The sequence below is a fragment of the Paracoccus sp. S3-43 genome, from assembly GCF_029027965.1.
Lineage (GTDB): Bacteria > Pseudomonadota > Alphaproteobacteria > Rhodobacterales > Rhodobacteraceae > Paracoccus.
In genome coordinates this window covers 2,201,964-2,223,778 of the sequence record NZ_CP119082.1, presented here as the reverse complement: position 1 = coordinate 2,223,778, position 21,815 = coordinate 2,201,964, and the positions used below count along the sequence as shown (strand labels likewise).

Sequence of the window (21,815 nt, the reverse complement as noted above, 5' to 3'; positions counted from 1 at the left end):
ATGAAAGACGAAACCATCATTCGCGGACAGGCGCATCAGGACACCATCCACGACAGCGCCATCAAGCACGTCACCGGCCGCGCCGACTATACCGACGACCTGGCCGAACCTTACGGGCTGCTGCACGCCTATCTGGGCCTGTCGCAATGCGCCCATGGCCGGATCACCGGCATGGATTTCTCGGAAACCCTGGCGATGCCCGGCGTGGTCGGCGTGCTGACCGCCAAGGACATTCCCGGCGTCAACGACGTGTCCCCGAACGGCAAGCACGACGATCCGATCTTCGCCGAGGAGGAGGTGCTGTTCTGGGGCCAGCCGGTCTTCGCCGTCATCGCCGAGACCCGCGATCAGGCCCGGCGCGCGGCGCACAAGGCGCGGATCAGCTATGACGTGCTGCCCCATGCGCTGGATCCCATGGCGGCGCGCGATGCGGGCATGGGCTATGTCACCGATCCCCTGACCCTGCGCCGGGGCGATGCGGATGCGGGGCTTGCCGCAAGCCCGCGCCGCATCAAGGGGCGCTTCAGCATCGGCGGGCAGGACCATTTCTATCTTGAGGGTCAGATCGCCATGGCCGTGCCGGGCGAGGATGAGGACGTGACCATCAACGTCTCGACCCAGCACCCGTCCGAGGTTCAGCACATGGTCGCCCATGTCCTGGGCTGCCAGAACAACGCGGTGGTGGTGAACGTGCGGCGGATGGGCGGCGGCTTCGGCGGCAAGGAAACGCAGATGAACCTGTTTTCCTGTGTCGCCGCCATCGCCGCCAAACGCTGGAACCGCGCGGTGAAAATCCGCCCCGACCGCGACGACGACATGACCGCCACCGGCAAGCGCCACGATTTCGTCGTGGATTACGAGGTCGGCTTCGACGATACCGGCAAGATTCTGGCCGTGCAGGGCGACTGGTATGCCCGCTGCGGCTTTTCCGCCGATCTGTCCGGCCCGGTCACGGACCGCGCGCTGTTCCATTGCGACAACGCCTATTACTATCCCGATGTGCGCGTCAGCAGCCATCCGATGAAGACCCATACGGTCAGCAACACCGCCTTCCGGGGCTTCGGCGGCCCTCAGGGGGTGATCGTGGCCGAACGCATGGTCGAGGAAATCGCCTATGCCCTGGGCCGCGACCCCTTGGAGATCCGCAAGGCCAATCTTTACCAGAACGGCCAGCTGACCCCCTATCACCAGGAGGTCACCGACCAGATCCTGCCCCGCATCTTCGAGGAGCTTGAGGCGTCCAGCGATTACCACGCCCGCCGCCGGGCGGTGCTGGACTGGAACGCGACAGGCGGCGTGATCCGCAAGGGCATCGCCCTGACCCCAGTGAAATTCGGCATCAGCTTCACCGCCACCTGGTTCAACCAGGCGGGCGCGCTGATCCATGTCTATAACGACGGATCCATCGCGCTGAACCATGGCGGCTGCGAGATGGGGCAGGGCCTGAACACCAAGGTCGCCCAGGTCGTGGCCGAGGCGTTCCAATGCGACATCAACCAGATCAAGATCACCCGGACCACCACGGAAAAGGTGCCCAACACCTCGGCCACGGCGGCATCCTCGGGGACGGATCTGAACGGCATGGCGGCGCTTGACGCGGCGGAACAGATCAAGGCCCGGCTGGTGGATTTCGTCGCCGAACGCTGGCAGCAGCCGAAGGACGAAATCCGCTTCGTCCCCGGCCATATCCGCGCGGGCGATCACGAGATCCCCTTCACCGAGGTGATCGCGGCCGCCTATATGGCGCGGATCCACCTGTCGGCGGCCGGCTTCTACAAGACGCCGAAGATCCATTGGGACCGCGCGACCGGGCGGGGGCGGCCGTTCTATTACTATGCCTATGGCGCGGCGGTGTCCGAGGTCTCGGTGGATACGCTGACCGGCGAATATGTGACCCTGCGCACCGACGTGATCCACGACGTAGGCCGCAGCCTCAACCCCGCCATCGACAAGGGCCAGGTCGAGGGCGCCTTCGTTCAGGGCGCCGGCTGGCTGACCACCGAGGAACTGTGGTGGGACGCCAAGGGCCGGCTGCGCACCCATGCGCCGTCCACCTACAAGGTGCCGCTGGCATCCGACCGGCCGCGCGTCTTCAACGTCAAGCTGGCCGACTGGTCGGAAAACAGCGAACGCACGATCAAACGGTCCAAGGCCGTGGGCGAGCCGCCCTTCATGCTGGGAATCAGCGTCTTCGAGGCGATCAACATGGCCGTGGCGTCCTTCAGCGACTATCGCGAACACCCGCGCCTTGACGCCCCGGCCACGCCCGAACGCGTGCTGATGGCGATCGAGGCGCTGCGCCGGGACTCGGGGCGGCCATGATCCGGGTCCGGGTCATCCAGGCCCTGGGCTCTACCCCGCGCGAGGCGGGGGCCGAGATGTTCGTCGGTCCCGCCTCGGTCCAGGGCACCATCGGCGGCGGCCAGCTGGAATACATGGCCATCGACCGCGCGCGGCAGATGCTGGCGGCCGGAGAGGCCGAGGCCCGGATGAACATCCCCCTCGGCCCCGAGATCGGCCAATGCTGCGGCGGCCGCGTGGTCCTGCACCTGGACCGCGAAGGGCCGACGCCCGAGGATCATCCCGACGCATTGATCTTCGGCGCGGGCCATGTCGGCCGCGCCCTGGCCTTCGCGCTGCACCCTTTGCCGGTCAACGCGACCCTGATCGACCCGCGCCCCGAGGAACTGGCCCAGGCCGCCCCCGGTATCGCCACGAAACTGACCCCGCTGCCCGAGGCCGAAATCCGCGCCGCCCGCCCCGGCAGCGCGGTGGTGATCCTGACCCACGACCACGCGCTCGACTTCCTGCTGGCGGCCGAGGCGCTGTCGCGCGACGACCTGACCTATATCGGCATGATCGGCAGCACCACCAAACGCGCCCAGTTCACCCGCTTCGCCAAGGCGAAGGGCATCGACCCCGCGCCGCTGACCTGTCCCATCGGCGCGGGCTTCACCCATGACAAGCGCCCGGCGGTCATCGCCGTCTTCACCGCCGCCGAATTGATCGCGCGGCTGACCGCAACTTCTTCTTCATATAAATATCCATGCAACAGCTGATCCGGGGCCGCGTCCTGGGGTTCCACGCCGACCCCCAGGACACCACCGACAACCACCGCTATATCGAGGACGGCGCGATCCTGATCGAGGACGGCAGGATCCTCGCCGTGGACGACTACGCCACGCTGGCCCGCGACGGCCTGAAGGAAACCGACCACCGCCCGCACCTGATCCTGCCGGGCTTCATCGACACGCATATCCATTTCCCGCAGGTGCAGGTGATCGCCAGCTGGGGCGCGCAGCTTCTGGACTGGCTGAACACCTATACCTTCCCCGAGGAAGCGCGCTTCAACCAGCAGGGCCATGCCCCCGCCATGGCCGATGCCTTCCTGAACCTGCTGACCGCGCATGGCACCACCACGGCGGTCGCCTTCTGTTCCGTCCACCCGGAATCCGCCGAGGCGCTGTTTTCCGCCGCCCATGCCCGCAACATGGCGATGGTCGCGGGCAAGGTGATGATGGACCGCAACGCCCCGCCCGAGGTGCTGGACACGCCCCAGCAGGGATACGACGACAGCAAGGCGCTGATCGCCCGCTGGCATGGCACCGGGCGGCAGCGTTACGCGATCACGCCGCGCTTCGCGATCACCTCGACGCCGGAACAGATGGCGATGACCGGCCAGCTTGCCCGCGAACATCCCGATTGCCACATCCAGACCCACCTGTCCGAGAACCTGGAAGAGATCGACTTTACCCTGTCGCTCTACCCCAAGGCGCGCGATTACCTGGATATCTACGAGACCCATGGCCTGCTGGGCGACAAGACCCTGCTGGGCCATTCCATCCACCTGCGCCCGCGAGAGATCGCGCGGATTGCGGAAACCGGCAGCCGGGCGGTGTTCTGCCCGACCTCGAACCTGTTCCTGGGCTCGGGGCTGTTCGACGAGGGCGGCCTGCGCGCGGCGGGGATCGTCAGCGGCATCGCCACCGATGTCGGCGGCGGCACCAGCTATTCGATGTTGCAGACCCTGAACGAGGGCTACAAGATCCTGCAACTGCGCGGCCAGAAGCTGACGCCGCTGTCGGCCTTCCACTGGATCACGCGGGGTAACGCCGTCGCCTTGGGGATGGCGGACCGGATCGGCACGCTGGACCCCGGCAGCATGGCCGACCTGGTTGTGCTGGACGCCCGCGCCACCCCGGCGATGGCCCTGCGCATGGCCCGCGCCGAGACGCTGGAGCAGGAACTGTTCGTCCTGCAGATCATGGGCGACGACCGGTCCGTCGCCCAGACCTATGTCGCGGGCCAGCCCATGAAAACCGCGGGTTGAGCGACGGGCGGGCTTTCCCGGCGCGACGCGGCAGGCTATCCCTTGGCGCGTAATCAGCGTGCAAGGGACAGCGTCATGACCAAGATCACCCCCGTTCTGATGGCAGGCGGATCGGGCACCCGGCTGTGGCCGGTGTCGCGCAAGAGCTTTCCCAAGCAGTTCGCGCCGTTGGTGGGGGACCAGACGCTGTTCCAGGCATCGGCTCGCAGGCTGGCGGGACCGGATTTCGCCGATCCGGTGGTCATGACCAACGCCGATTTCCGCTTCATCGTGGCCGAGCAGCTTGACCAGGCGGGCATCCGCCCCGGCGCCATCGTCATCGAACCCTCGGTGCGCAACACGGCGCCCGCGATCCTGGTCGCCGCGCTGATGGTCGCGGCCAAGGATCCCGAGGGGCTGCTGCTGGTCGCGCCGTCCGATCACGTCATCCCGGACGGGGCCGCCTTCGCCCGCGCCGTGCGACAGGGCGCGGGTCCGGCGGCGGAAGGCCGGATCGTCACCTTCGGCATCACCCCCGACCGGGCCGAGACCGGATACGGCTATCTGGAACTGGCCGGGCAGGGCGAGGGTCCGCAGCCGCTGGCGCGCTTTGTCGAAAAGCCCGACGCGGAGACGGCGGCGCAGATGCTGGCCCAGGGCAATTTCCTGTGGAACGCGGGGATCTTCCTGTTCCGCGCCGATACCATGATCGACGCCTTCCGCGCCCATGCCCCGGACTACCTGCCGCCAGTGCTGGATTCGCTGGATCAGGCCAAGGACGACATCGGCTTCCTGCGCCTAGCCAAGGGTCCATGGGACAGCCTGCCGGACCAGTCCATCGACTATGCGGTGATGGAAAAGGCCGACAACCTGACCGTGGTGCGCTTTTCCGAACGCTGGTCGGATCTGGGCGGCTGGGACGCCGTCTGGCGCGAGGCGCTGCTGGAGACGCCCGCCGACGATGGCGTGGTGACGGACGGCCATTCCACCGCCATCGACTGCCATGACGTGCTGCTGCGGTCCGACAGCGAGGATCTGGAGGTCGTGGGCATCGGGCTGACCGACGTGATGGTCGTCGCCACCGCCGACGCCGTTCTGGTGGCGGACAAATCCCGCGCTCAGGACGTGCGCCAGGCGGTCAGCGTGCTGAAGGACAAGGGCCGCAAGCAGGCCACCGCCTTTCCGCGCGACCACCGCCCCTGGGGCTGGTTCGAGACCCTGGCCCTGGCCGACCGATTCCAGGTCAAGCGCATCGTCGTGAAGCCGGGCGCGGCCCTGTCGCTGCAAAGCCATGTGCATCGGTCCGAACACTGGATCGTCGTGTCGGGGACGGCCAAGGTCACGGTGGACGACAAGGTGACGCTGGTCACGGAAAACCAGTCGATCTATGTGCCGCTGGGCGCCGTTCACCGCATGGAAAACCCCGGCAAGGTGCCGATGGTCCTGATCGAGGTGCAGACCGGCAGCTATCTGGGCGAGGACGACATCATCCGATACGAGGATATCTATGCCCGCAGCAGCGCGGAGTGACCGCAAGCCGGGGGCGCTTCGCCCCCCGCGTGGGCCGGTCGGCCCCTTCCTCGCTGGAAAAGGTTCTCTGGACCTTTTTCCGGGCGCTTCGAAGCCGCGAGGATATTTGAGCCAAGGTGAAAGGCACATGCCGCGCTTTCATAATCTTCTGTAGGATTATGAATTTGTCGCCAAGGCGTTTCGTCGCTATATCTGCGCCTTCTGGCAAGGATGACACGATGACCGGCAGACTGACCCCATCCCCCGCCTTCGAGGTGCTGAACCGGCTGGCCGCCGAACGGATCCTGATCCTGGACGGGGCGATGGGCACGCAGATCCAGAACCTGGGCCTGGCCGAGGAGGATTATACCGGCCAGGGATCGGGCCATGCCTGCCGCCACCATTCCGACCATCCCCAGCAAGGCAACAACGACCTGCTGATCCTGACCCAGCCCGAGGCGGTCGAGGAAATCCATTACCGCTATGCCCAGGCGGGCGCCGATATCGTCGAGACGAACACCTTTTCCGCCACCACCATCGCCCAGGCCGATTACGGGATGCAGGCGGCGGTGCGCGACCTGAATGTCGAGGGCGCGCGCATCGTCCGCCGCGCCCTGGACCGCGCCACCGCCCAGGACGGCAGGCCGCGTTTCGTCGCGGGCGCGATCGGGCCGACCAACCGCACCGCCTCGATCAGCCCGGACGTGAACAACCCCGGCTATCGCGCCGTCACCTTCGAGGAGCTGCGCCGCGCCTATCACGAACAGGCGCAGGCGCTGATCGAGGGCGGCTCCGATATCCTGCTGATCGAGACGATCTTCGACACGCTGAACGCCAAGGCGGCGATCTTCGCCTGTCTCCAGGCGATGGAGGGGCATGGGCGGGCGCTGCCGCTGATGATCTCGGGCACGATCACCGATGCCTCGGGGCGCACGCTGTCGGGGCAGACGCCCACGGCCTTCTGGCATTCGATCCGCCATGCCCGGCCCTGGTCGGTGGGGCTGAACTGCGCGCTTGGCGCCTCGGCCATGCGGCCGCATCTGGCGGAACTGGCGGGCGTGGCCGACACCCATATCTGCGCCTATCCGAATGCCGGGCTGCCCAATGCCTTCGGCCAATATGACGAAGGCCCGGACGACACCGCCGCGCAGGTCGCGGAATTCGCCCGCGAAGGTCTGGTCAATGTCGTCGGCGGCTGCTGCGGCACCACGCCCGATCATATCCGCGCCATCGCCGAGGCCGTGGCCCGGTTCAGCCCGCGAAAGGTGCCGGAATATGTCTGAACGCCCCCAGCTTGAGCGCCGGTTGCGCCTGTCCGGCCTGGAACCCTTTGTTCTGACGCCCGACATTCCTTTCGTGAACATCGGCGAACGCACCAACGTCACCGGGTCCGCCCGCTTCCGGAAGCTGATCACCAACCGCGATTACGCGGCGGCCCTGGAAGTCGCGCGCAATCAGGTCGAAAACGGCGCCCAGATCATCGACATCAACATGGACGAGGGGCTGATCGACAGCCGCGCCGCCATGGTCGAGTTCCTGAACCTGCTGGCGGCCGAACCCGACATCGCCCGCGTTCCGGTGATGATCGACAGCTCCAAATGGGAGGTGATCGAGGCGGGCCTGCAATGCGTGCAGGGCAAGCCGGTCGTGAACTCGATCTCCATGAAGGAGGGCGAGGAGCAGTTCCGCCAGCAGGCGGGCCTCTGCCTTGCCTATGGCGCGGCGGTCGTGGTCATGGCCTTCGACGAACAGGGCCAGGCCGATACCTGCGCCCGCAAGATCGAGATCTGCGCCCGCGCCTATCGCATCCTGACCGAGGAGGTGGGCTTCCCGCCCGAGGACATCATCTTCGATCCCAACATCTTCGCCGTGGCGACCGGGATCGAGGAACACAACAACTATGGCGTCGACTTCATCAAGGCGACCCGCTGGATCCGCCGGAACCTGCCGCACGCCCATGTCTCGGGCGGGGTGTCGAACCTGTCCTTCAGCTTCCGCGGCAACGAACCCGTGCGCGAGGCGATGCACGCCGCGTTCCTGTTCCACGCCATCCAGGCGGGGATGGACATGGGCATCGTCAATGCGGGCCAGCTTGCCGTCTATGACCAGATCGACGCGGATCTGCGCGAGGCCTGCGAGGATGTGGTCCTGAACCGCCGCCCCGACTCCACCGAACGCCTGCTGGAGATCGCCGAGCGGTTCAAGGGCGACGGCGGCGCGCAGAAGCGCGAAAAGGATCTGTCCTGGCGCGAATGGCCGGTCGAAAAGCGGCTGGAACATGCGCTTGTCAACGGCATCACCGAATTCATCGAGGCCGATACCGAGGAAGCGCGGCTTGCCGCCGAACGCCCGCTGCATGTCATCGAAGGCCCGCTGATGGCGGGGATGAACGTGGTGGGCGACCTGTTCGGCGCGGGCAAGATGTTTTTGCCGCAGGTGGTGAAATCGGCCCGCGTGATGAAGCAGGCCGTGGCCGTGCTGCTGCCCTATATGGAGGCCGAGAAGGCCGCGAATGGCGGCGGCGACCGCCAGGCGGCGGGCAGGATCCTGATGGCGACGGTCAAGGGCGATGTCCATGACATCGGCAAGAACATCGTCGGCGTCGTGCTGGCCTGCAACAATTACGAGGTCATCGACCTGGGCGTGATGGTGCCCGCCCAGAAGATCCTGGAGGTCGCGCGCGAGCAGAAGGTCGACGTGATCGGCCTGTCCGGCCTGATCACCCCGTCCCTGGACGAGATGGTGCATGTGGCCTCGGAAATGGAGCGCGAGGGGTTCCAGGTGCCGTTGCTGATCGGCGGGGCCACGACCTCGAAGATCCACACGGCGGTCAAGATCGCGCCGCGCTATCACAAGGGCGCGGCGGTCTATGTCACCGATGCCAGCCGGGCCGTCGGGGTGGTGTCGTCGCTGCTGTCGCCGTCCCAGCAGGCGGCCTATGTGGACGGCATCCGCGCCGAATACTTGGACGTGGCCGAACGCCACGAACGCGCCGAGGCCGCCAAGCAGCGCCTGCCCCTGGCCGCCGCGCGGGCCAATGCGCTGAAGCTGGACTGGTCGGCCTATGCGGCGACCGCGCCGCAATTCCTGGGCACCCGCGTCATCGACGACTGGGATCTGGCCCGGATCGCGCGCTATATCGACTGGACGCCGTTCTTCCAGACATGGGAGCTGAAGGGCGTCTATCCCCGGATCCTCGACGACGAGAAGCAGGGCGAGGCCGCGCGCCACCTGTTCCGCGACGCGCAGGAAATGCTGGCCCGGATCGTCGAGGGCGGCTGGTTCAAGCCCCGTGCCGTGGTGGGCTTCTGGCCTGCGAATACGGTCGGCGACGACATCCGCCTGTTCACGGATGAGGGGCGCGCAACGCCCCTGGCGACGCTGCACACCCTGCGCCAGCAGGTGACGAAGCGCGGCGGCCGCCCCAATGTGGCGCTGTCCGATTTCGTCGCGCCCGAGGGCCGGCCCGATTATGTCGGCGGCTTCGTGGTGACGGCGGGCCCCGAGGAATCCGAGATCGCCGCCCGCTATGAACGCGCCAACGACGATTACGCCGCGATCATGGTCAAGGCGCTGGCCGACCGCATCGCCGAAGCCATGGCCGAGATGCTGCACGAACGCGTCCGCAAGGAGTTCTGGGGCTATGGCGCCGACGAAACCTTCGCGCCTGCGGACCTGATCGGCGAACCCTACAAGGGCATCCGCCCCGCGCCCGGCTATCCCGCGCAGCCCGACCATACCGAGAAGCTGACCCTGTTCCGCCTGCTGGACGCCGAGGCCGCGACCGGCGTGCACCTGACCGAAAGCATGGCGATGTGGCCGGGATCCTCGGTCTCGGGCCTCTATATCGGCCATCCCGACAGCTATTATTTCGGCGTGGCCAAGATCGAGGAAGACCAGGTCCGCGACTATGCCGCGCGCAAGGGCATGGACCTGGCCGAGGTCGAACGCTGGCTGGCCCCGATCCTGAACTATACCCCGCGCAAAAAGGACGAGGCCGCATAAGCCTCGGCCTTTCTTCTTCACGCAAATATCCCACAGGGGGTCCGGGGGACGTGAAGTCCCCCGGCTTTTCTCAGAACCCGGCCTTGATCTTCTCGAACTCGGCCAGCTGCTTCTCGCGCTGCGCGGGATCGTTGGGGGTCTGCGCCAGGATCGGGGCCTCGATCTGGGCCAGGCCCATGGCGACGGCGGGCTCATTGGCGATCGTCGCCATCGCCTCGGTCGAGGTGTGGCCATAGCCGATCGTGTCCAGCAGCCCCTTGGCCGCCGAAGGTTCCAGCCAGGCGTTGATGAAGTCATAGGCCTTGTCTTCGTTGCCCGGCCCGTCCTTCAGGTTCACATAGCCGCAGAAGAAGGTGGACGACCCTTCGGCCGGCTCGCGCTGGAAGCCCACCGGATAGCCCTCGGCCTGGAGGAGCGACAGGACATCGTTCCAGGACCAGGTGACATCCACCGCGCCCGACGCCATCAGCTGCGCCTGTTCCGAGGGATCGGCCCAATAGGCGGCGACGTTCTGATGCGCCTGGCGCAGCCAGTCGGCGGCGGCCTGGAACTGTTCGTCGGTCACGTCGGTCCAGTCGGTCGTGCCGGTCGCCAGATAGGCCAGCGCCCACACGTCGTCCGACGAATCGGGCAGCGAGGTGCGGCCCTGGTATTTCGGGTCGGTAAAGACTTGCAGCGTCGCCACATCTTCGGCCGGGACGGTTTCGGTGTTATAGGCGATGGCCGCGGCGCCCCAGTCGACCGGGATGAACCAGACGCCGGCATCATCCTTGAAGACCGCCGAATCCAGGAAGCGCGGGTCGATCTTGTCGAAATTCGGGATCTTCGCGGTGTCCCACGGCTCGATCAGCCCGGCGTCGCGATATTTGCTGACCATCTGGCTGCACGGATGGGCCACGTCGGCCTTGAAGCCCGAGGCGACCTTCTGAAACGCCTCGTCGTCGTCGCCATAGAAGGCATAGGTCGGGCTGTCGCCGTGCTTGTCGATATAGGCCTGGAAGATCGACGGTTCCTCGAACCCCGCCCAGTCGAAGACGGTCAGTTCGCGGTCCGCCGCCAGGGCGGGCAGGGCGATGGCAGAGGCGAGGGCGGTGGTGGTCAGCAAGCGCATGAGATCGGCCTTCCTGTTGGGCGGTTCGCCCCGAACGCTAGCGGCGGCCAAACCCTGGCGCAAGGGCATCGCGCGGCCCTGAGGGGTCGTTGATCAGCGCATCCGCAACGCGCCGTCCAGGCGGATCACCTCGCCGTTGAGATAGGCGTTCTCGACGATATGGGCGGCCAGCCGCGCGAATTCCTGCGGATCGCCCAGCCGGGGCGGGAAGGTGACTTCGGCCGCCAGCCCGTCCTGCACGTCCTGGGGCAGGCCGCGCAGCATCGGCGTGGCGAAGATGCCCGGCGCGATGGCGCAGACGCGGATCCCCAGCCCCGCCAGGTCGCGCGCCAGCGGCAGGGTCATCCCGGCGATCCCGGCCTTGGACGCGGCATAGGCCGCCTGTCCCTTCTGCCCGTCGAAGGCCGCGACCGAGGCCGTGTTGACGATCACGCCGTTTTCCGTCCGCCCGTTGCGCGCCATTTCCACCGCCGCCAGCCGCAGGATGTTGAAGCTGCCGATCAGGTTCACCTCGACCACGCGGCGAAAGGCGTCGAGGTCGTGCGGCCCGGTCCGGCCCACGGTCTTTTGGCCGATCACGATGCCCGCGCAGTTCACGCAGATGTCGATGCCGCCCATCAGCTCCACCGCCCGCGCGATGGCCGACGCCGCGCTGTCCGCGCGGGTCACGTCGGCCTGGACATGATTCGGATCGTCGCCCGCCGCCCGGTCCAGGACCACGACGGCGGCGCCCCGTGCGCGGAACCAGTCGGCGGTGGCCGCCCCAAGGCCCGATGCGCCGCCGGTGACGATGGCGCGGCTGTTCCTCAGGTCCATCTCATGCGTCCAGCAGTTCCGGCCCGCCGGTGATCGCCGGGTCGGGGAGGCCGATGCGGTCCGCGTGCTTGCCCGCGAAATCGACCGCGTTCAGCACCGTCTGGATGGCCGCAATCCGGGCGCGGCGCTTGTCGTCGGACCGGATCACCGTCCAGGGCGCGACGGGCGAATGCGACAGGTTCAGCGTGTCATGGATGGCGACGGTGTATTCGTCCCATTTCGCCAGCCCGTCCACGTCGATGGCCGACAGCTTCCACTGTTTCAGCGGATCGCGCTCGCGGTCCAGGAAGCGGCGCATCTGTTCGGCGCGGCCCACGCTCAGCCACAGCTTCACAAGGATGATGCCGTCATCGACCAGGGTCTGTTCGAACCCCGGCAACTGGCGGAAAAAGGCGTTGCGCTGTTGTTCGGTCGAAAAGCCGAAGACGCGTTCGACGATGCCGCGGTTATACCAGCTTCGGTCGAACAGCGCGAATTCGCCCTGGGCGGGCAGCCAGTCCACGTAACGCTGGAAATACCACTGCCCCGCCTCGCGTTCGGTCGGCTTGGGCAGCGCGACGATATAGGCCGACCGGGGGTTCAGGTTCTCGCGCATCCGTTCGATGGTGCCGCCCTTACCTGCGGCGTCGCGGCCCTCGAACAGGACGACCAGGCGCTTTCCGGTCGCCACCACGTCATGCATCATGCGGACCAGCTGCAACTGCAACTGCTCCATCTGCGCGTCATGGGTTTTTCTGTCGATCTCTTCGCGATAGGGGAAGGTCGGGTTCAGGATCGCATCCCCGCCCGCGTCGTCGATGGCCTTGCGGAGCTCTCTCGGCGCGGCCTTCAGCGCCTCGGTGATCTTGCCGACCAGCGGCAGGTTCGGGGTCTTGGTCATCGCCTATCCTTCGCCGATGCGCGACATGTCGAACCATGTCGTCTGGTATATCTCGTTGATCCAGTTACCGTAAAGCAGATGGGCATGGCTGCGCCAGCGGTTCGACGGCGGGCGCAGGGGATCATCGTCGGGGTAATAGTTCGCCGGCACGTTGATCGCCTTGCCGCCCGCCACGTCGCGGTCGTATTCCTCTTTCAGCGTCGTGCTGTCATATTCGAAATGGTTGAAGACATAGAGCGCGCGATGCCCCGGATCCTCCAGCAGACAGGGGCCGCACTGGTCGCTGGACAGCAGCGTGCGCAGGGCCGGGCGGGCGTCCACGTCGGGCTGGCGCACCTCGGTCCAGCGGCTGACGGGGACCAGCACGTCGTCGGAAAAGCCGCGCAGATAGGGGGACGCGGGGGCCTGGTTGTGGTGGCGGAAACAGCCGAAGGCCTTGTGGTCCAGCAGGTGCTTGTCCAGCCGGTGGAAATGCCAGGCCATCGCCATGCCGCCCCAGCAGACGCCGAAGGTCGAATGGACATGGCCCTGCGTCCAGTCGAAGACGCGGGTCAGTTCGGGCCAATAGGTCACGTCCTCGAAGGGCAACTGCTCGACCGGGGCGCCGGTGATGATGAGGCCGTCGAATTTCTCGCCCGTCGCCTCGACCTCGCGGAAGGGGCGATAGAAGCTGGCCATGTGGTCGGCGGCCGTGTTGCGGCTTTCGTGGTCGGACATGCGGATCAGCTGAAAGTCGATCTGCAGGGGCGTCGCGCCGATCAGCCGGGCGAACTGGTTTTCGGTCTGGATCTTCTTGGGCATCAGGTTCAGCAGCCCGATCCGCAGCGGCCGGATGTCCTGCGTCGCGGCCCGGCCCGGAGACATCACCATCACGCCTTCGTCCGACAGGATGCGATAGGCGGGCAGGTTCTCGTTCAGGGTGATGGGCATGGTCAGGGTTCCTTGCGGTCGATGGCGCGGGCGATCAGGGCGTCGAAGTCGGCGGGGGTTTTCACCTGCGCCACCTCCTCGGCCAGGACGGTGACGCCGCGCCGCGCCATCGCCTCGTATCGCGGCTGGCGGTGGGCCAGGGCGCGTGCGTAAGTCCAGCGGATGAAATCGTCGGGGTTCACCTCGTCCTCGGCCAGGCCCTTTTCCACGCGATAGGCGATCCAGGCCTTGTCGAGGAAGGCGGGCTGGTAATACATCGGCTTCGGCGCGCGGTCGAAGCGGCGGATCAGGTCGGCGGTATGGGTGTCCGATCCCTTGATCCAGACCATCAGCAGGTCGCGTTCCAGGGCCGACAGCACCGGATCGGCGGGATCGTCGGGATCCACCACCTCGCAGATGGACCCGCCCGAATCGCAGACGAAATGCGGGATGGCATAGATGTCGCGGGCGCGGTCCATGAAATGGCGGGTATCCAGCAGGGCCGCGATTTCCGCCCGGCGGTGCTGGTTCTGGCGCAGGCAGTATTCGTCGAAGGGCAGGCCCCCGCGCGACGGGCTGCCGGGCTTGCCCAGATAGGTGGACAGCGGCGCCAGGTTGTCGAAGGTGATGTTGCTGGCAATATACACGCTGTCCGACAGCAGCAAGTCGCGCAGGAAGGGAACCTTCATCGCCTCGCGCTTGAAATTGTCGGCGATGAATTCGCCCATGTAGCGGGTGCCGATCCGGTAATCGACGGAATAATGAAACCAGTCGCCCGCCTCGCGCAGCATGTTGGACAGGTAGGTCTTGCCCAGGCCCGACATCCCGAACAGGACGACGCGCTTCGCGCCCGTCCCCAGCCATTCGCCGCCGCTGCCATAGATCATCGGATGCCCCTTCGCCTCGCGGCGCATAGGTAATCCGCGCCCGGCGAAAAGCAAAGGCCCCGCCGGGGGGGCGGGGCCTGGCGGTTGCCGCGATATGTCCCGCCTAGAAGCTGTAGCCGACGCGGACGCCGATGCCCCAGGCATCGCCGTCGTCTATCGTGGCGACATCCGTCTTGTTTCCCGTTTCGCCGACACCCAGCCGGGCATCGCCCAGCTTGGTATAGTTGATGCCGGTGGTGATCTTGAGATTGTCCATCGTATAGATCGCCGCCAGCGTGACGGCCTTCCGGCCATTGGTCGGCGCCAGGGGCGAGGCGGTGTCGCCCTTGCCGGGTTCATAGAGGAACGAGACCGAGCCCGACCAGTTCTCGGTGAACTTGCGGCCAAGGCCCAGGGTATAGGTCGTCGTGTCCTCGACCTCGACCAGCGGTACGCCCGCGCCCCGTTCGATCGGGAACAGGAAGTTGTCCACCACGAATTCGGACCATTTCACCCAGCGGATCGAGCCGAACAGCAGTGTGTCGGCGGCGATCCCGGTCTGGCCTTCCAACGTCCAGCTGCGCGGGGTCTTGACGGTATAATTGTCCCGGAATGCGATGGGCAGCGGCCCGCCGGTCTCGGTCATGTCGAAGTCATGTTCGATGGGCGAATTGTAGGTCAGCGACACCCGTGCCGCGATCTCGGGCACCTCATAGGCCGCGCCGAGGACGTAGCCGATACCCCATTCTTCGGCGATTTCAAGGTTGTAACCCGCCGTGCTCTGATAGCCCAATCCGTCCAGCCTCACCCCGCCATCGGCGTTCGAGGCGCGGATCCCGCCATGGATCGAAAGGTTGTTCCCGAACTTGTAGCGGGCAAGGGCGGTATAGGTGGTCGAGTTCACCTCGACCCGTGTTCCGCCCAGAACGGGCGAGCCGTCAGGCACCAGCGGATAGCGCAGATCGGCGCCGAAGGGTTGCTCCAGGATGACCGCGGCCGACAGGTTGTCGTTGAACTGATGCTTGTAGGCCAGACCAACAAAGCCATAGCCCTGCGCCACATCGCCCGTATCGAAGCCCGCGATGTCCTTGCCCTCGACCGTCGGATCCGCGCCGCCGAAGGTCAGTTCGGCGTAGTTCCCCTGCTCGAACAGGACGGCCAGGGATTGCGGCGCGCGTTCGAGCCCGCCCGCGACGATCGGCGAGGCCGAGATCAGCAGGATGGCGCCCCCGGTCATTATTGTTTTTTTCATGAGTTCCTCCCTCTCGCAGTCAGCGACCGCTGGATCAAGCCTTACTCCGGATGTCTTATGAATCAATTAACGGTGCAACATGACGCGGCGTCTGGGCGAGATCCGCGTGGGCTGCGTGACATTGCGGCAACTTTCGGTTGTCCGCCCGCCCAACCGCCGGGGCGGCAACAAAATCCTCGACCCTCACTGGACAAAGCCCCCGGCGCGTGAAAGGGGAAACTGCCAAACGACGTTACCGCAAGGACCACCGCCATGCAGATTCGTGAGGCCCTGACCTTTGATGATGTTCTTCTGGTTCCCGCCGCATCCACGGTGATGCCCTCGACCGCCGATGTGACGACGCGCGTGACCCGCGCCATCGCCATGAACATCCCGCTGCTGTCGTCCGCCATGGATACGGTCACCGAAAGCCGGATGGCCATCGCCATGGCCCAGGCCGGGGGCATGGGCGTGATCCACCGCAACCTGACCGCCGAACAGCAGGCCGACGAGGTTCGCCGCGTCAAGCGGTTCGAATCGGGCATCGTCTACAACCCGATCACGCTGCGCGCCGATCAGACCGTGGGCGACGCCAAGGCGTTCCAGGAACGCTTCAACGTCACCGGTTTTCCGGTCGTGGACGACCAGGGCCGCGTGGTGGGCATCGTCACCAACCGCGACATGCGCTTTGCCAGCGACGACCGGACGCCGGTGCGGGCGGTCATGACCTCGGAGAACCTGGCGATGCTGACCGAACCGGCCGACCGCCAGCAGGCCATCGGGCTGATGAAGGAACGCCGCATCGAAAAGCTGCTGGTCACGGACGGGCAGGGCAAGCTGACCGGCCTGCTGACGCTGAAGGATACCGAGAAGTCGGTCCTGAACCCCCTGGCCTGCAAGGACGGGCTGGGCCGCCTGCGCGTCGCCGCCGCCTCGACCGTGGGGGACGAGGGCTATGAGCGCAGCCAGGCCCTGATCGACGCGGGCGTGGACATGGTGGTGATCGACACCGCCCACGGCCATTCGGCGGGCGTCGCCAAGGCGGTCGAGCGGGTGAAGATGTTTTCCAACGAGGTGCAGGTGGTCGCCGGAAACGTCGCCACGGCCGAGGCGACGCGGGCGCTGATCGACGCCGGGGCCGATGCGGTCAAGGTCGGCATCGGGCCGGGCTCGATCTGCACCACGCGGATCGTGGCGGGCGTGGGCGTGCCGCAACTGACGGCGATCATGGACGCGGCGGGGGTTGCGGGCGACGTGCCGATCATCGCCGACGGCGGCATCAAGTTTTCCGGCGATTTCGCCAAGGCCATCGCGGCGGGCGCAAGCTGCGCCATGGTCGGCAGCGCCATCGCCGGCACCGACGAATCCCCCGGCGAGGTGATCCTGTACCAAGGCCGGTCCTTCAAATCCTATCGCGGCATGGGATCGCTGGGCGCGATGGCGCGGGGGTCGGCCGACCGCTATTTCCAGAAGGATGCGGCGACCGACAAGCTGGTCCCCGAGGGGATCGAGGGCCAGGTGCCCTACAAGGGTTCCGCCAGTGCTGTGATCCACCAGCTGGTCGGCGGCCTGCGCGCAGCGATGGGCTATACCGGCTGCGCGACGGTCGAGGAGATGCGCAAGAACTGCCGGTTCGTGCGCATCACCGGGGCGGGACTGAAGGAAAGCCACGTCCACGACGTCCAGATCACCCGGGAAAGCCCGAACTATCGTCTTGGATGATCAAGGGGCTAGCTGATTTTGTGCCTGGTGCCTGGCTGTCGGTGCGGGCCTTGGCCCGGCTTACGGAAAGATCGGGGCTGTCCGCGCCCACAAGCATGATGATCACAGGGTAATCGCGCGGGCAGCGATGATGATTACGCCGGAAGGCCCGCTTAGCCTCTGGGCTGACCCCCAGTAAGGAACAAAGGCCGGTCTGGGACCGGCCTTTTTCGGATCAGTCGTCGTCGCTTTCCGGGACATCGGCGATTTCGTCCAGCGACACGTCGCCGTCGTCGTCGTCTTCCTCCAGCAGGTCGTCGTCCAGCTCGCCTGCATCGTCGCCCAGATCCTCTTCGTCGTCGACCAGGTCGTCGTCTTCACGGGCGGCGGTCTTTTCGGTGACCAGCGTCTTGCCGCGCGAGTCGGTCAGGCTTTCCAGCGTGAACGTGACGCCGCAGGCGGGGCAGGTCATCGGGTTGGCGCGCAGATCGTAAAACCGCGTCGCGCAGTGCGGGCACAGGCGTTTCGTGCCCCATTCCTCTTTGGGCATGGCATTCTCCTTCCGCCGCGTTTAGGGAATTTCGGTGGTCCCCCTGCCACAGGCATACGGGGGTGTCAAAGGCTTTTGACAGCAACCGGCGGACGGGGCAAGGGCGGGCGGATGGCCGAGGCGTTCACCATCGGCAACGGGATGCGGATCACCTGGCGGCGCTCGGCGCGGGCGCGGCGCATGACGCTGCGGGTGCCGCGCGACGGCGGGCCGGTGGTGCTGACGCTGCCCGTCGGCGCCGCGCTGTCCGAGGGCGCCGCATTCGCCGAATCGAAGGCGGCCTGGCTGTTGCAGGCGGCCCAGCGGAGGCCCGCGCCCAGCATCGTGCGGCATGGCGCGGCGATGCCGGTGGCGGGGGCGCCGTTGCTGTTGACCCCTGCCTCGGTGCGCGCCGCCGCGGTCGCGGGCGACGCGCTGCTGCTGCCCGCGGGCCGCCCGGCGGGGCCGGTGGTGCAGGCCTTCCTGAAGCACCTGGCGATGGCGCGCCTGCGCGCGGCCTGCGACCGTTATTCCGGGACGCTTGGCCGCCGCTATCGGGCCATCGCCCTGCGCGATACGCGGTCCCGCTGGGGCAGTTGCACCTCGGACGGGCGGCTGATGTTCTCGTGGCGGCTGGCGATGGCCCCGCCGGTGGTGCTGGACTATGTCGCCGCCCACGAGGTCGCGCATCTGCGCCACATGGATCATTCGCCCCGCTTCTGGGCGGCGGTGGCGGCGCTGATGCCGGATTATGCGCGCCACCGCGACTGGCTGCGGCGGCACGGGCCGGACCTGATGGCCTGGCAGTTCCGCGATCCGGCGGGGGATTGACGGGGGCACGGTTTGTGATCACAACCGGGCCATGAACGCCCCAGCCCGCCCCGCCGATCCCTCTGCCCACGAGAAGCTGTATCGCAACCTGCGCAGCCGGATCATGCTGGGCGAACTGCCGCCTGGCAAGCCGCTGACCCTGCGCGGCATCGCCCGCGAATACCACCTGTCCATGACCCCCGCCCGCGAGGCCGTGCGCCGCCTTGTGGCCGAGGGGGCGCTGACCCTGTCCGCCTCGGGCCGCGTGTCCACGCCTGCCCTGTCGGACGACCGGATCGAGGAACTGGCGGCCCTTCGCGCCCTGATCGAACCGGAACTGGCCGCCCGCGCCCTGCCGCGCGCGCATTTCGCGCTGATCGACCGGCTGGCGCAGATGAACGCGCGCATCGCCGACGCGGTCGAGAATCACGACGCGGTGGGCTATATCCGCTGCAACCTGGAATTCCACCGGATGCTGTATCTGCGCGCGCAGGCCCCGGCGATGCTGGCGATGCTGGAAACCATCTGGCTGCAACTGGGACCGACGATGCGGGCGCTCTATGGCCGGGTGAAGCGGAACGAGCCGCCGCGCCATCACCGGATGATCCTGGCCGCGCTGCGGGCGGGGGACGAACCCGCCCTGCGGCTGGCCGTGCGCGCCGATGTCACGCACGGGCTGCGGCACCTGACCTCGGGTTAGCGGCGGCCCATCTGCGGCAGGCCCAAGCCGCCGAAGCCCAGCGTCGGGATTTCCGAGGGGATGATGCGGGTGTATTTCGTGCCCTCGATCGAGGCCCCCGCCATCAGCCCGGCCTGGCCGAAGATCATCGCCACGACCGGCAGTTGCGCGGTGATCGTGTCGGCGCCAAGCGCCATGCCGCCCTGGGGGATGGCGTAGAAGGCATTCGCCCCCGCCAGCCAGCCCGGCGAGGCGCGGAAGGACGCCAGCGCGGCATCCGTCTGGAAGATCAGCACATGCGCGTATTGCTGGGCGCCCGCCTGCAATCCCACGGTGGCGCGGGTGGCGGAATAATAGTCCACCGTCGCCCCGCCGATCCGCAGCGCACCTTGGCCATAGGCGCCGCCGAGGCCAAGCGCGGCCTCGGTCATCAGGGGCATGTAGAGAACGCCCTTGGCGTTCTGCACCAGGGCCTGCGCCGAAGGATAGTTCTGGACCAGATACTGATGCGTCGCATCGACCCGCGCGTCCAGTTCCGCCCCGGCATTGGTGCCCACGGCATTGCTGCACCCGGCAAGCGCCAGCGCGGCTGTGCCTGCGGCGCCTTTCAGCAGCACACGGCGGTCGATCCTGGTCTGAAAGCGGCTGATCATCACTTGTCCCTACATTGGCGCGCCGGATGGACCGGCATTTTGCGTCGGACTTTAGGGGATTTCCCCGAACCTGTCACCCGCCCTCCGCCACTCCGCGCGGCAGACCGCCTGCGGGTCAGGCGCGGGCGGCGATCGCCTCGGCCACCAGGGGCGCGAAATAGGTCAGGATACCGTCGCAGCCCGCCCGGCGGAAGCACAAAAGGCTTTCGAACATCGCATCCCGCGACAGCCAGCCGTTGCGGATCGCGCCTTCCAGCATCGCGTATTCGCCGCTGACCTGATAGGCGAAGGTCGGCGCGCCGAACTGGTCCTTCACGGCGCGGCAGATGTCCAGATAGGGCATTCCGGGCTTGACCATCACCATGTCCGCGCCCTCGGCCAGGTCGCGGGCGACGCAGCGGATCGCCTCGCCCCGGTTGGCGGGGTTGACCTGATAGGTCTTCTTGTCGCCCACCAGCCGCCCGGACGCGCCCACCGCATCGCGGAACGGGCCATAGAAGCTGGAGGCGAATTTCGCCGCATAGGACAGGATCGCCACATGTTTGTGGCCCGCCTGTTCCAACGCGCCGCGCAGCGCGCCGATGCGGCCGTCCATCATGTCGCTTGGCCCCAGGATGTCGGCCCCGCTTTCCGCCTGGGCCAGGGCCATGCGCACCAGGGCCTCGACGGTTTCGTCGTTCAGGATCTCTCCGTCGACGACGATGCCGTCATGGCCGTTGGCGTTATAGGGATCGAGCGCAATGTCGGTCATCACCGCCAGGTCCGGCACGGCGTCCTTGACCGCGCGGATCGCCCGGTTGCCGATATTGTCGGGATCCCAGGCGCGCTCGCAGGTTTCCGTCTTAAGATCCTGGTCGGAATGGGGAAAAATGCAGATTGCCGGGATGCCCAGCGATGCGGCCCGCTCCGCCGCCCGGCGCGCGCCGTCCAGCGTCAGGCGGTCCACGCCGGGCATGGAGCCGATCTCGCCCTCGGCCCCCGCGACCTCGGTCACGAAGATCGGCCAGATCAGGTTGGCGGGCGTCACGTCGCATTCCGACACCATGGCGCGGATCGCGGGCGTGCGGCGCAGCCGGCGCAGGCGGGCGGCGGGGAAAGGGGCGATGATCGGCGTCGGCATGGCGGATTCCTTGTTCCGGGGGCGGGACGGCTTTTCCTTGGCCCTTGCCCGTTCTAAGGTCGCGCGCGACCAAGGACAAGGAAGCCCGCGTGCCCCAATTCGACAGTCTGATCGGCTTTCTGGACAGCCGGTCCTTCGGCACGGTCTGGTACTGGCTGGTGGTGATCGGCACCTGGTCGCTGACGGGCCGAGGCGTGATCGGCGTCCCGGTCGAGATCCTGTCCCGCGCCCGCGCCGCCCTGGCCGAGGGGAAGGGCGACGCCCCGGTGGTCCTGCACCTGCTGGACTGGCTGTCGCTGGTGCTGCCCCGCTGGCGGCTGGGCAGGGGGGAAGGGGCGGCGTTCCTGGCCGCGACCGGCTTCGCGCTGTCGTCGCTGGCGATCATGGGCATCGGCTATGGCCTGGAACTGGCGCTTGCGTCCTTCCTGCTGCTGCTGCCGCTGGCGGTGCTGTTCTGGATGCGGATCGCGCTGGCGCGCCGCCTGGTCCCGCTGCTGGAGGCCGCCGAGCAGGGCGCCCGGCCCATCCCCGAGGCGGCCTCCCAGGCGGTCAGGCGGATGGTGATCCACCGGCGGCTGGTCACGGTCCTGTCCATGGCGGCCGTGGCGGTCACCGCGCTGTGGGGGGCGCTGTGGTCGGTGATCCATCCCTTTGGGTTCTGACCTTGACTCCGCCGCGCGGCGCTTT

Annotated in this window: 19 protein-coding genes; 10 read left to right on the top strand and 9 right to left on the bottom strand. The window is 67.1% G+C overall.

From position 1 onward, the window contains the following. The 6 genes from xdhB (at position 1) to metH (ending at position 9,823) form a co-directional block, all read left to right on the top strand. Positions 1-2,322: a xanthine dehydrogenase molybdopterin binding subunit gene (gene xdhB / locus PXD02_RS11560; RefSeq protein ID WP_275104021.1), complete on the top strand. Its 2,322-nt coding sequence runs from the start codon at positions 1-3 to the stop codon at positions 2,320-2,322. Next, positions 2,319-3,059, top strand: a complete 741-nt coding sequence (xdhC, locus tag PXD02_RS11555) for a xanthine dehydrogenase accessory protein XdhC (RefSeq protein ID WP_275104020.1) — start codon at positions 2,319-2,321, stop codon at positions 3,057-3,059. The genes xdhB and xdhC overlap by 4 nt, the downstream gene beginning before the upstream one ends. After that, positions 3,047-4,330 carry a guanine deaminase gene (gene guaD, locus PXD02_RS11550; RefSeq protein WP_275104019.1) on the top strand — a complete coding sequence of 428 codons (1,284 nt, stop codon included), beginning with the start codon at positions 3,047-3,049 and terminating at the stop codon, positions 4,328-4,330. The genes xdhC and guaD overlap by 13 nt, the downstream gene beginning before the upstream one ends. Before the next feature lie 75 nt (positions 4,331-4,405). After that, on the top strand, positions 4,406-5,839 hold the full coding sequence (locus tag PXD02_RS11545) for a mannose-1-phosphate guanylyltransferase/mannose-6-phosphate isomerase (protein WP_275104018.1): 1,434 nt from the start codon (positions 4,406-4,408) through the stop codon (positions 5,837-5,839). 218 nt (positions 5,840-6,057) lie between these two features. After that, positions 6,058-7,101 (top strand): homocysteine S-methyltransferase family protein, encoded by a 1,044-nt coding sequence (locus tag PXD02_RS11540; RefSeq protein ID WP_275104017.1) that lies wholly within the window; start codon positions 6,058-6,060, stop codon positions 7,099-7,101. Next, positions 7,094-9,823 carry a methionine synthase gene (metH, locus tag PXD02_RS11535; RefSeq protein WP_275104016.1) on the top strand — a complete coding sequence of 910 codons (2,730 nt, stop codon included), beginning with the start codon at positions 7,094-7,096 and terminating at the stop codon, positions 9,821-9,823. The genes PXD02_RS11540 and metH overlap by 8 nt, the downstream gene beginning before the upstream one ends. Before the next feature lie 70 nt (positions 9,824-9,893). Here metH and PXD02_RS11530 read toward each other — a convergent pair whose 3' ends face one another. The 6 genes from PXD02_RS11530 to PXD02_RS11505 all read right to left on the bottom strand — a co-directional run bounded on the left by PXD02_RS11530 (position 9,894) and on the right by PXD02_RS11505 (position 15,657). Continuing rightward, positions 9,894-10,934, bottom strand: coding sequence for an ABC transporter substrate-binding protein (locus PXD02_RS11530; protein ID WP_275104015.1), 1,041 nt, complete (start codon positions 10,932-10,934; stop codon positions 9,894-9,896). A gap of 93 nt (positions 10,935-11,027) precedes the next feature. Further along, positions 11,028-11,750: an SDR family NAD(P)-dependent oxidoreductase gene (locus PXD02_RS11525; RefSeq protein WP_275104014.1), complete on the bottom strand. Its 723-nt coding sequence runs from the start codon at positions 11,748-11,750 to the stop codon at positions 11,028-11,030. A 1-nt stretch (position 11,751) separates the two neighbouring features. Then, the gene (gene ppk2 / locus PXD02_RS11520) at positions 11,752-12,630 is read right to left on the bottom strand and encodes a polyphosphate kinase 2 (protein WP_275104013.1); all 879 of its coding nucleotides are present in this window, start codon (positions 12,628-12,630) and stop codon (positions 11,752-11,754) included. Positions 12,631-12,633: 3 nt separating this feature from the next. Continuing rightward, on the bottom strand, positions 12,634-13,560 hold the full coding sequence (locus PXD02_RS11515) for a homoserine O-succinyltransferase (protein WP_275104012.1): 927 nt from the start codon (positions 13,558-13,560) through the stop codon (positions 12,634-12,636). 2 nt (positions 13,561-13,562) lie between these two features. Next, a complete protein-coding gene (locus PXD02_RS11510) occupies positions 13,563-14,426 on the bottom strand; it encodes an ATPase (RefSeq protein ID WP_275104011.1) in 864 nt (287 codons plus the stop codon). A 103-nt stretch (positions 14,427-14,529) separates the two neighbouring features. After that, the gene (locus PXD02_RS11505) at positions 14,530-15,657 is read right to left on the bottom strand and encodes an OmpP1/FadL family transporter (protein ID WP_275104010.1); all 1,128 of its coding nucleotides are present in this window, start codon (positions 15,655-15,657) and stop codon (positions 14,530-14,532) included. Positions 15,658-15,909: 252 nt separating this feature from the next. Between PXD02_RS11505 and guaB the strand changes: the two genes are divergently transcribed. Further along, a complete protein-coding gene (guaB, locus tag PXD02_RS11500; protein ID WP_275104009.1) occupies positions 15,910-17,358 on the top strand; it encodes an IMP dehydrogenase in 1,449 nt (482 codons plus the stop codon). A gap of 214 nt (positions 17,359-17,572) precedes the next feature. On the opposite strand, the gene PXD02_RS11495 is transcribed toward guaB, so the two are convergent. Further along, on the bottom strand, positions 17,573-17,887 hold the full coding sequence (locus PXD02_RS11495; protein ID WP_275104008.1) for a TIGR02300 family protein: 315 nt from the start codon (positions 17,885-17,887) through the stop codon (positions 17,573-17,575). 111 nt (positions 17,888-17,998) lie between these two features. On the opposite strand from PXD02_RS11495, the gene PXD02_RS11490 reads away from it, so the two are divergent. Both PXD02_RS11490 and PXD02_RS11485 read left to right on the top strand, forming a co-directional pair. Beyond that, positions 17,999-18,697: a M48 family metallopeptidase gene (locus PXD02_RS11490; RefSeq protein WP_275104007.1), complete on the top strand. Its 699-nt coding sequence runs from the start codon at positions 17,999-18,001 to the stop codon at positions 18,695-18,697. A 31-nt stretch (positions 18,698-18,728) separates the two neighbouring features. Beyond that, entirely contained in the window at positions 18,729-19,376 is a 648-nt protein-coding gene (locus PXD02_RS11485; RefSeq protein WP_275104006.1) for a GntR family transcriptional regulator, read from the top strand. Here the strand turns inward: PXD02_RS11485 and PXD02_RS11480 are convergent. Together PXD02_RS11480 and hemB are read right to left on the bottom strand one after the other, a co-directional pair. After that, positions 19,373-20,008: a lipid-binding SYLF domain-containing protein gene (locus PXD02_RS11480; RefSeq protein WP_275104005.1), complete on the bottom strand. Its 636-nt coding sequence runs from the start codon at positions 20,006-20,008 to the stop codon at positions 19,373-19,375. The genes PXD02_RS11485 and PXD02_RS11480 overlap by 4 nt on opposite strands. 115 nt (positions 20,009-20,123) lie before the next feature. Continuing rightward, positions 20,124-21,128, bottom strand: coding sequence for a porphobilinogen synthase (gene hemB, locus PXD02_RS11475; protein WP_275104004.1), 1,005 nt, complete (start codon positions 21,126-21,128; stop codon positions 20,124-20,126). Positions 21,129-21,217: 89 nt separating this feature from the next. Between hemB and PXD02_RS11470 the strand changes: the two genes are divergently transcribed. Further along, positions 21,218-21,790: a hypothetical protein gene (locus tag PXD02_RS11470; RefSeq protein ID WP_275104003.1), complete on the top strand. Its 573-nt coding sequence runs from the start codon at positions 21,218-21,220 to the stop codon at positions 21,788-21,790. Positions 21,791-21,815 lie beyond the last annotated feature (25 nt).

Coding starts and splice junctions, on each gene's coding strand:
- PXD02_RS11485 (WP_275104006.1), top strand. CDS start 18,729: ATGAACGCCCCAGCCCGCCCCGCCGATCCCTCTGCCCACGAGAAGCTG.
- PXD02_RS11515 (WP_275104012.1), bottom strand. CDS start 13,560: ATGCCCATCACCCTGAACGAGAACCTGCCCGCCTATCGCATCCTGTCG.
- guaB (WP_275104009.1), top strand. CDS start 15,910: ATGCAGATTCGTGAGGCCCTGACCTTTGATGATGTTCTTCTGGTTCCC.
- PXD02_RS11540 (WP_275104017.1), top strand. CDS start 6,058: ATGACCGGCAGACTGACCCCATCCCCCGCCTTCGAGGTGCTGAACCGG.
- PXD02_RS11530 (WP_275104015.1), bottom strand. CDS start 10,934: ATGCGCTTGCTGACCACCACCGCCCTCGCCTCTGCCATCGCCCTGCCC.
- PXD02_RS11480 (WP_275104005.1), bottom strand. CDS start 20,008: ATGATCAGCCGCTTTCAGACCAGGATCGACCGCCGTGTGCTGCTGAAA.
- guaD (WP_275104019.1), top strand. CDS start 3,047: ATGCAACAGCTGATCCGGGGCCGCGTCCTGGGGTTCCACGCCGACCCC.
- PXD02_RS11505 (WP_275104010.1), bottom strand. CDS start 15,657: ATGAAAAAAACAATAATGACCGGGGGCGCCATCCTGCTGATCTCGGCC.
- PXD02_RS11495 (WP_275104008.1), bottom strand. CDS start 17,887: ATGCCCAAAGAGGAATGGGGCACGAAACGCCTGTGCCCGCACTGCGCG.
- ppk2 (WP_275104013.1), bottom strand. CDS start 12,630: ATGACCAAGACCCCGAACCTGCCGCTGGTCGGCAAGATCACCGAGGCG.
- metH (WP_275104016.1), top strand. CDS start 7,094: ATGTCTGAACGCCCCCAGCTTGAGCGCCGGTTGCGCCTGTCCGGCCTG.
- PXD02_RS11510 (WP_275104011.1), bottom strand. CDS start 14,426: ATGATCTATGGCAGCGGCGGCGAATGGCTGGGGACGGGCGCGAAGCGC.
- PXD02_RS11525 (WP_275104014.1), bottom strand. CDS start 11,750: ATGGACCTGAGGAACAGCCGCGCCATCGTCACCGGCGGCGCATCGGGC.
- xdhB (WP_275104021.1), top strand. CDS start 1: ATGAAAGACGAAACCATCATTCGCGGACAGGCGCATCAGGACACCATC.
- hemB (WP_275104004.1), bottom strand. CDS start 21,128: ATGCCGACGCCGATCATCGCCCCTTTCCCCGCCGCCCGCCTGCGCCGG.
- xdhC (WP_275104020.1), top strand. CDS start 2,319: ATGATCCGGGTCCGGGTCATCCAGGCCCTGGGCTCTACCCCGCGCGAG.
- PXD02_RS11545 (WP_275104018.1), top strand. CDS start 4,406: ATGACCAAGATCACCCCCGTTCTGATGGCAGGCGGATCGGGCACCCGG.
- PXD02_RS11490 (WP_275104007.1), top strand. CDS start 17,999: ATGGCCGAGGCGTTCACCATCGGCAACGGGATGCGGATCACCTGGCGG.